Raw genomic sequence first — 9,174 nt, forward strand, 5'->3', positions numbered from 1 at the left:
GCGCGTCAGAATGGCAGCAGTCCCGAAGAGGCCGCCGCCGCAGCTGATCGTTACATGGAGGAGGTTTTGCAGGTTCTTTCCAGATGATGCGGTCACAATGGCATCCGCCAGGTCGGGTTCTTGACGACGCTGATCAAAGAGAGTAACCGCCCCGAACTGCTCAGCCTGCTGATCGATCGGACACCCGCGTCGCATGTCCACGAGCGCACCGCACACCCAAAGGCTGAAGCTATGCGCGCGGTTGTCGGTGAGGTGAGGAGCGTTGAGGTTCTCTAATTCTACCGTACCTATCTGAACGCAACTACAAGGAGGTCAGCACGTGTCCGAAGAAATCAATCATAATCGCCGCAACTTTTTAACAACCACAGTTAAAACCATTGCTGCCACCCAGTTTGGCAGGCTCGGCTGCACCAAACAGCACGCTACGTCGGCAACGGCTGAGTTACCTATTGAAGGCGAACTGCCTTCTCTTGTCGGCGCGATCGCGTGGCTCAATTCCCAGCCCTTGACGGTTGACGGACTGCGCGGAAAAGTCGTGCTGATCAACTTCTGGACTTATACCTGCATCAATTGGCTGCGCCAACTTCCTTATGTTCGTGCGTGGGCCGAGAAGTATAAGGATCAGGGACTAACAGTGATTGGTGTGCATACGCCCGAGTTTGAATTCGAGAAGAATATCGATAATGTCCGCCGAGCCTCAACGGAAATGAGAATTGACTATCCGATCGCCGTGGATAACGATTATGCGGTGTGGCGCGCTTTCGGGAACCATTATTGGCCAGCCCTTTATTTTATAGACACGCAAGGACGCATTCGTCATCACCAATTCGGTGAGGGCGGGTACGAGCAATCGGAAAGGGTCATTCAACAGCTACTTTCTGAGTCCGGAACTGACCGTGTCGGTCAGGAAATGGTTGAAGTTGACGCTCACGGTTTTGAGGCTGCCGCAGATTGGAACAGCCTGAAATCGCCTGAAAACTACCTCGGCTACGAAAGAACAGAGAATTTTGCATCTTCCGGCAGCGCGGTGTTAAACAAGCCTCGTTTATATACCGTCCCCGCGCAATTGAAACTTAATCAATGGGCACTTTCGGGCGATTGGACAATCACAAGACAAGCCATTGTACTGAATAAGTCCGGTGGGCGGATCGCGTACCGCTTCCACGCACGCGACCTTCATCTCGTCATGGGACCGAGTGAGCGAGGAACGTGCGTGCGGTTTCGCGTGTTCGTAGACGGGCAACCGACAATCGCGGCTCGCGGACTTGATGTCGATGTGCGAGGCGAAGGCACAGCTACCAAACAGCGGTTGTACCAACTGGTCCGACAGCCGCAGCCCATCACCGATCGGCAGTTCGAGATCGAGTTTCTGGATGCCGGGGTGGAGGCATTTGCGTTCACCTTCGGTTAATAACGCATATCGCCTCCTATTGGGACTTAGACAAAAATAATGAGTGCTTCAGTCACATCCCAAAAGTTGGCGTTTTTTTTAATGCCTGCATTGTTAACTAAACCTGAGTTCGGGATCAGGAAAGGGACAGGTAGTAAGCTGAACATAACGTCAAATCCAGCACCTGTCCTATGTTTAGTTTAGAATCTTTGTTCTGCCATGTAGATGATTTGTGTAAGGCGTTTGAAATGCAGATGTTCAATGAAGTTTTGAATGTTGGTCATGACGATCATGACAACTATTTTGGTTATGTTTTATTAGTTTCTTACAGCATAACCATTTTTACGCGGGTTCCAACGCGATGCTTGCGGCAACCTGACGGAATGCATTCCTCCAATCCCTCATGGAATTCACTACAATCCCAACCTGTCCTTTGGGTGTGTAAATATCCTCAGTCAACAGGGTACAAGCTTCGCAGATTCTTGCGGCACTGAATAGGCATACACCAAATAAAGCGCGATCGCGGTCGTTGTGTAGCCCACGATTGAAGATTGATTGTATCTATTCCTAAGTGAGAAGCTTGACGTGCCCATGCCAATTGATTTTCATGGCTAAACCGTTAGTAAAAATAAGTAAAGCCAAAGAAAAATCCTATTACAGTACCTATTAATGCGCATACTTGTATAACTTTTAGAGGCTCTACGTATTTATCTATATATCTATTTATCCTAAAATTCGACTTTACTAAAGATAAAAATGTACTCAGTACTAAATACAAGATTAATGGAGTAATACCTCCTAGAAGAAATCCTTGAAAAGCCCAAGCCAAGCCAAAAAATATGGAAGCCATAATTTCTACCTGTTTTATTATGAGTACTTTTACTTATTTACCATAAAAATACCCTTAAAAATAAAGGTGTAGGGTTGAGGACGATAGGCATACTCACCTTCTGTTGCATCCAGAATATTGATCTGTTTGACAAGCGATCGCGCCTCATCACACAAAAATTGCTATTGTGCCCCCAATCTGGCCCAGAATGCAGCTTGCACGATTAGGGCATCAACACCAACAGTGACAAGTTTACAGTAGTTCACAGCTAGCTCATTCTGAAACTGCACAAATTGAGGTAGTTGTTGGCGTCCACCTCCAAACCAAAAACCACAACTACTGACCTCATGCGAATAGGCTTCTCGCGTCACCCAATCTGCCATATTCAGTACACCACCCGGATGTTCTGGAACACGTTGCCCAAAGACTCTTCGACTTACTTAACTTAATAGTTTCTCGCTAACTGTCACTCCTAAATATAGTTGTCAAAAGTCTGAGAAAGTCTATGCTAATGATAGGGGAAGTTCAAGTTGAATAGCTGGTAACTTTCTTCTTCTTACTTCTCTCGCCTTTTTCTAATTGACATTAGGCGTAATTTCTCAAATGGCTACAAGCGGTTGCAGATGGAAATATTACTTGGCAAGTTGCTTAGCGATGGGTGGAGCGATCGCCTTTTGTGATTCTGCAATAGCCCAAATCGCTCCTGATGCTACTTTGGGATCTGAAAGTTCTGTAGTTACACCTCAAACTCCTGATTCTCCCGTTGATGTGATTTCGGGTGGCGCAACGCGGGGCGCAAATTTGTTTCATAGCTTTGAGCAATTTTCCGTCCAAACAGGACGCACAGCTTTCTTTAATAATGCTGCGGATATTCAGAATATAATTAGCCGAGTCACAGGTTCATCTATTTCTAATATTGATGGATTGATTCGAGCTAACGGTTTAGCTAATCTGTTTTTCATCAATCCAAATGGAATTATTTTTGGGCAAAACGCCCGTTTAGATATTGGTGGTTCGTTTATCGCAAGTACAGCAAGTAGCTTGAAATTTGCCGACGGCTTAGAATTTAGTGCTATTACTCCACAAACTAAGCCTTTATTAAGCGTAAATGTTCCTCTGGGATTGCAATATGGAGAAAAAACTGGAGATATTCGCGTACAGGGGATAGGTGGTTCATCTGCTAGCCAACAGATGCTTGGACTAATACTACCATCAAATAAAACCTTGGCTTTAGTAGGCGGAAATGTAATCCTAGAAGGTGCTTTTCTGAATGTACCAGGCGGGCGAATTGAACTAGGTAGCGTTACGGGAGTTGGTCAAGTTAATCTCAGCCAAACAAACCAAGGCTGGACTTTAAACTATCAAAACGCTAGAACATTTGGAAATATTCAATTGTCTAGAAGTTTTGTAGACATTGCCATTGAGGAAGACAGCAGCATTTACAATCAAGCAGAGAGTGGTGCAGTTTCTATCAGAGGTTCGCAGTTAAACTTGGAGAGATCCTCGATTGTTAGAGCTAACACCTTTACCTCAGCAGCAGCAGGAAATGTCAGTATTGATGTCCAACGATTGATTATGCGAGGAGGAGCACAAGTCAGAACTACTACTTTTGGTACGGGGCCGGGAGGAAATTTGACTGTGAATGCTTCCGAATCAGTGGAATTGGCTGGAGAATTGATTGGCGCTGGCTTTATATCTGCTAGCGGATTATATTCTGCAACTAACGGATCAGGGCAAGCAGGTTCGGTGACAATTACCACTCCTATATTACTTATCCAAGCAGGAGCACAAGTAAATGCCAGTACAGTTAGTAGTGGCAAAGGGGGAAATGTAACTGTCACTGCTAACAAAGTACATCTGATTGGTCGCACGGCTAACGATCTAAGTGCTAGTGGCTTGGCTAGCCTCACTCAAGGCGTAGGAGATGCAGGTTCAGTAATAATTAACACTCAAGAATTGCTGATTGAAGATGGGGCAGCGGTAAGTACTGCCACATTTGCTCCTGGCAAGGGAGGTAATTTGGCTGTCCTTGCTGACTCTGTACAACTGATTGGTCGCTCCGTCGGTGGTCGTCCTAGTAACTTGTCTGCTCAAGCAAGAAGCGCAGGAGATGGGGGAACCTTAAGGATTAATACCCAGCAACTATTAATTCGCGATGGGGCTGGAGTTTTTGTGGAAAGTCGAGGAACAGGCAATGCAGGTAATGTAACTATCGCTGCTGATTCTACACGTTTGGACAATGGCACTTTGAGGGCTGATACTCGCAGTGCCAACACCAACCCCGCTCAACCTCAAGCAACAATTACTCTACGTGCAAAAGACTTAGTATTTCTGCGTCGTGGCAGTAATATTACCACTAACGCCATTGGCAACAACGTCATCGGTGGCGATATCAATATTAATACTAATTTTTTAGTAGCTGCGGAAAACAGTGACATCAGTGCTAACTCTACTGATTTTCGTGGAGGTCGGGTGAAAGTAGAAGCACTGAACATTTTAGGCACAGAGTTTCGCAATGCACTTACCGTAGAAAGTGACATTACCGCTACAGGCGCAACTCCTGACTTGAGTGGTACTGTAGAACTTAATACACCCGATGTTGACCCTAGCAAAGGATTAGTGGAACTGCCGATCAATATAGTTGATGCTTCACAACAAATTGCTCAGGGCTGTACTCCCAGAGGCGAACAAATTAGTAGTTTTGTTGTTACAGGACGCGGTGGATTGTCAGACAGTCCCAACGAGATGCTGAGTGATGATGCAATTGAGGTGAATTTGGTTACTCTTGATCCGAAAGTAAATCACTCTAGTCCAACTGTTTCTGCGATCGCACCTGCTCCTACCCCCATAGTAGAAGCTCAGGGGTTAGTAAAGAATAAGAATGGTGAATTGCTGTTCACCGCCTCTGCGTCCACTGCCACACCCAATCATCTGGGGTTGACTCAAAAATCGTGCAGTATGTCGCAACAGCGCAACTAGTACAACAAGGCGTAAATAAATAAGATGGCGCTTTAGGGAAACTTGGGGTGCGAGATCGCTCCATATCTTGGAGGCAGAGGACATTCCCCCTTGCTTATGGTTAAATAAGGTATTTAATGGCAAGTTATCAGAAATTTTAGTTAGCCGCATCAAAAATCTGTTGGGCGGTTAAATTTAATTGGGGAAAGGTAGGTGATGCGATTGCAGCATTGCCTTGAAACGGTGTCATTTGATATTCATCATCTACTAATTCGCATATAACAATAGTAGGTTGTTTGGGATTACCGATAAACTTTCTGGCACCCAATGCTGCATAATCCGCAATCCAATATTCGGGAATGCCCATTTCTTCGTAGTTTGCGAACTTGTCATAGTAATCATCGCGCCAATTAGTCGATACAACCTCAACCACCAAAGGTACAGAAGCTGCTTGGCTAACTGTTGACTGCTTTTGAAACAGTGGTTCATTACTGAGATTATCAAGGTTTAATAAAACTACATCGGGTGAATAAGCCGATTCGCCCGATGGAGTTTTGACGAGTGCAGTTTTAGGTATGGTGAAAGGAAGGTTCAGGCGATCAAACTCGACAGTTAGCTTACGGGCGATAAATCCCACAACTTTTTCATGTTCTCCGGTTGGAGGTGGCATTTCAACAATTACTCCCTTGTGCAATTCATAGCGTTTACCATCATTGGGATACCATTTGCTAAATTCATCGAAGGTGACTAATTTGGGCAACGCTTGAGTCATAATAATACCTCCAGATATGTTTTACTTTACCAAAATCTTCGCTCTGACCACTGCCAAGCATTCATCGATTAATGCCATAAACTACTACTTGTTGTAATTACTATCGAGTATTAAATTCTACATGAAACAACAAGGGGCAATTCTCTAGCTGACAGGGTTAAGTGGTGCGGGCAAAATAACCATTGCTGTTGCTGTAGCCCAAGAACTGCAAATGCAAAATTACCCCATAGAATTGCTAAATGGTGATATCGTTCTCATCCATCTTTCACAAGGATTCCTTTGGCAAAGACGCAAAAAATATTGAGGGCAAGAACATGAAAAGAAAACGATTTTTATTTTTTCATAGAGTCCGCCGTCTGTTGAAGTATTTGCCTAGAGAAGCTTACCGTTGTGGAATACTGATACTTTTGGCTATTTTATTAACTATAGGTTTATTACCGTCCACCTTCGCTTTTATTGATGCCCAAAACTCCATTGCTCAAGGTGTACTTAATGCTCAAGAGTTATTTCAACAGGGCAGAAACTTATATGAAGCAGAACAGTTTAATCAAGCATCTTTAGTTTTTGAACAGGCATTGATTGCTTATAAAGCTCAAGGGGATAAACTCAAGCAAGCCATGACCTTGAGCAATCTCTCTTTGACTTACCAGCAATTAGGACAGTGGTCAAAAGCCAGTCAAGCCATTACCCAAAGTCTAAACTTATTACAAGATACCTCTACCGAGCAAGCCTCCCGATCGCAAATCCTAGCTCAAGCTTTAGATATTCAAGGTCGGCTACAATTAGCACAGGGAAAAGCTGAATTAGCTCTCAATACTTGGCAACAGGCAGTTGCAATTTATGCAAAAATAGGCGATCGCACTGGGTCAATTCGTAGCCAAATTAATTCTGCTCAAGCTTTGCAAAGTTTAGGAAATTATCGTCAAGCCCAGAAGAAATTAACTGAGATTAATCAAAACCTACAAAACCAACCAGATTCAACTCTCAAAGCTACAGGATTGCGTAGTCTGGGCAATGTACTACGAGTTGTTGGGGATTTAGAACAATCTCGAAAGATCTTACAGCAGAGTTTAGAAGTGGCAAGGCGAATGCCATCCCAATCTCCTCAAGTTATCAGTGAAACTTGGCTCAGTTTAGGTAACACCGCCACAGCCCAGCAGGATACCCCAGCAGCTATAAATTACTATCAACAAGCTGCGGCTACCTCTACTTCCTCAACTACACGCATCCAAGCCGATTTAAATCAACTTCGCCTATTGTTGGATGAAAATCAATTAAATGCTGCTCAAGGGTTAGTGTCTAAAATCCAAGCTCAAATCCCTAACTTACCTGTCAGTCGCAAGGCGATTTACGCGCGGATTAACTTTGCCCAGAGTTTAATGAAACTGAAAGCAGGGCAAGAAGTAAAGGAGATTGCGCAGATGTTGGCTACAGCAGTCCAACAAGCCAGAGATTTACAAGACCAACGCTCAGTTGCTTATGCTTTAGGAAATCTGGGAGGATTATACGAACAGACCCAACAATTTGATATCGCCCAAGACCTCACCCAGCAAGCTTTAGTCATATCCCAAGGTATCAACGTGCCAGATATTACCTATCGTTGGCAATGGCAGTTAGGACGGTTGCTCAAAGCTAAGGGAGATATAAAAGGTGCGACCGCAGCTTACACTGAATCAGTTAAAATCCTGCAATCTCTGCGCAACGATTTAGTTGCCATTAATCCAGAGGTGCAATTTTCTTTCCGAGATGAAGTAGAGCCAATCTATCGGCAGTTGGTCAATTTGCTGTTGCGATCGCCAGGAGACTCCCAACCCAGTCAAGGTAACTTAGTGCAAGCCCGTGCTGTCATTGAATCCCTACAACTAGCTGAACTGGACAACTTCTTTCGAGTAGCTTGCTTAGAAGGAAGACCAATACAAATTGACTCTGTTATCGATCGACAAGATCCGACTGCGGCGGTTATCTATCCAATTATCTTGGCAGACAAACTAGAAGTTATTCTCAAGTTACCTCAACAACCGTTACGCCATTACAAAACTAGCATCGCTGCGACTGAGGTGGAAAAAATTTTAGAGCAATTGCGCCAAGAACTAATCAAACCTTATACACTACAACAAACTCAGGCATTATCTAGGCAAGTATATAATTGGTTGCTGCAACCTGCCCAGGAATACTTAGCCAAATCCCAAATCAAAACTTTGGTATTTGTTTTGGATGGTTCCTTGCGAAATATTCCGATGGCATCCCTTTACGACGGTCAACAGTATCTTATCCAGAAATATGCGATCGCTTTGACTCCAGGGTTACAGTTATTAGCTCCCAAGTCTTTGTCACAGCAACAAATAAAAGCTTTGACTGCTGGAATTACCGAAGCACGACAGGGCTTTTCTGCCCTCAGCAATGTGGTGCAGGAGTTGAATCAAATTAAGTCTGAAGTACCTACTACAGTGTTGCTCAATCAAAAATTTACCAACGAGACTCTGCAAAAAAAAATCAATTCTGTGCTTTTCCCTGTAGTACATCTGGCAACTCACGGTCAGTTTAGTTCCAAAGCTGACGAGACGTTTATTCTCACCTGGGATGGTCGAATTAACGTCAATCAACTCGATACCTTACTTCGTTTTAGAGATACAGAAAGACCGAATGCGATCGAATTACTTGTACTTAGCGCCTGCCAAACGGCTGCTGGAGATAAGCGGGCTGCTTTGGGACTTGCGGGGATAGCTGTACGGGCGGGCGCACGCAGTACCCTTGCTTCTCTATGGAATGTGGATGATAAATCTACAGCAGAACTTATGAGTCAGTTCTACCGAGAATTAACTACTAAACAGCTGACTAAAGCAGAAGCACTTCGCCAAGCCCAACTAGCTTTGTTAAACAACCCTAAGTACCAACATCCATTATTTTGGGCAGCTTACGTCTTAGTGGGGAATTGGTTGTAATACCGTTTCTTTGTGAAGTTGCATATATTTACCCCCCGGCTGTCGCCGTCCCCCCTTGGGATGCAGCTGGTGAATAAGGGGTAATACCCCTCGCTTATCCCGCAATCCCGCCGTCACCCTCCGGGTACTCTGCGAGAACCCCTACGGGGAACGCCAGTTCGACGGGACAGAAACTGACACCGCCGACTGGACTCACCATAGAATGGTGCGGCTAATCGAACAAAGCCCACGAAGGTGGGCTTTGTAACGATAGCCCCAGGCTTCCAGCCTGCGGGCGGTATGT

At 44.7% G+C, this 9,174-nt stretch carries 6 protein-coding genes and 1 pseudogene; 4 read left to right on the plus strand and 3 right to left on the minus strand.

Annotation, left to right across the window (positions count from 1 at the left end; genetic code table 11):
• The coding region (locus BV372_RS37215) for a hypothetical protein (protein ID WP_218776776.1) at nt 1-201 on the minus strand (201 nt) is incomplete at its 3' end.
• Between the two features lie 118 nt (nt 202-319).
• Between BV372_RS37215 and BV372_RS26650 the strand changes: the two genes are divergently transcribed.
• Complete coding sequence (locus BV372_RS26650; RefSeq protein ID WP_086689502.1) at nt 320-1,411, plus strand: thioredoxin family protein; 1,092 nt, start codon at nt 320-322, stop codon at nt 1,409-1,411.
• Between the two features lie 990 nt (nt 1,412-2,401).
• Here BV372_RS26650 and BV372_RS26655 read toward each other — a convergent pair.
• Nucleotides 2,402-2,638, minus strand: a pseudogene (locus tag BV372_RS26655) (DUF5996 family protein); the annotation flags it as partial.
• Nucleotides 2,639-2,855: 217 nt separating this feature from the next.
• Here BV372_RS26655 and BV372_RS26660 point away from each other — a divergent pair.
• Nucleotides 2,856-5,198, plus strand: a complete 2,343-nt coding sequence (locus BV372_RS26660; RefSeq protein WP_256973467.1) for a filamentous hemagglutinin N-terminal domain-containing protein — start codon at nt 2,856-2,858, stop codon at nt 5,196-5,198.
• Nucleotides 5,199-5,334: 136 nt separating this feature from the next.
• Here BV372_RS26660 and BV372_RS26665 read toward each other — a convergent pair whose 3' ends face one another.
• Nucleotides 5,335-5,949, minus strand: coding sequence for a Uma2 family endonuclease (locus BV372_RS26665; protein ID WP_086689505.1), 615 nt, complete (start codon nt 5,947-5,949; stop codon nt 5,335-5,337).
• Nucleotides 5,950-6,154: 205 nt separating this feature from the next.
• Between BV372_RS26665 and BV372_RS38455 the strand changes: the two genes are divergently transcribed.
• Together BV372_RS38455 and BV372_RS26675 are read left to right on the plus strand one after the other, a co-directional pair.
• Nucleotides 6,155-6,253 carry a hypothetical protein gene (locus BV372_RS38455; RefSeq protein ID WP_373270814.1) on the plus strand — a complete coding sequence of 33 codons (99 nt, stop codon included), beginning with the start codon at nt 6,155-6,157 and terminating at the stop codon, nt 6,251-6,253.
• A gap of 10 nt (nt 6,254-6,263) precedes the next feature.
• Nucleotides 6,264-8,891, plus strand: coding sequence for a CHAT domain-containing protein (locus BV372_RS26675; protein ID WP_086689507.1), 2,628 nt, complete (start codon nt 6,264-6,266; stop codon nt 8,889-8,891).
• Nucleotides 8,892-9,174 lie beyond the last annotated feature (283 nt).

The sequence above is a fragment of the Nostoc sp. T09 genome (assembly GCF_002154695.1).
Classification (GTDB): domain Bacteria; phylum Cyanobacteriota; class Cyanobacteriia; order Cyanobacteriales; family Nostocaceae; genus Aulosira.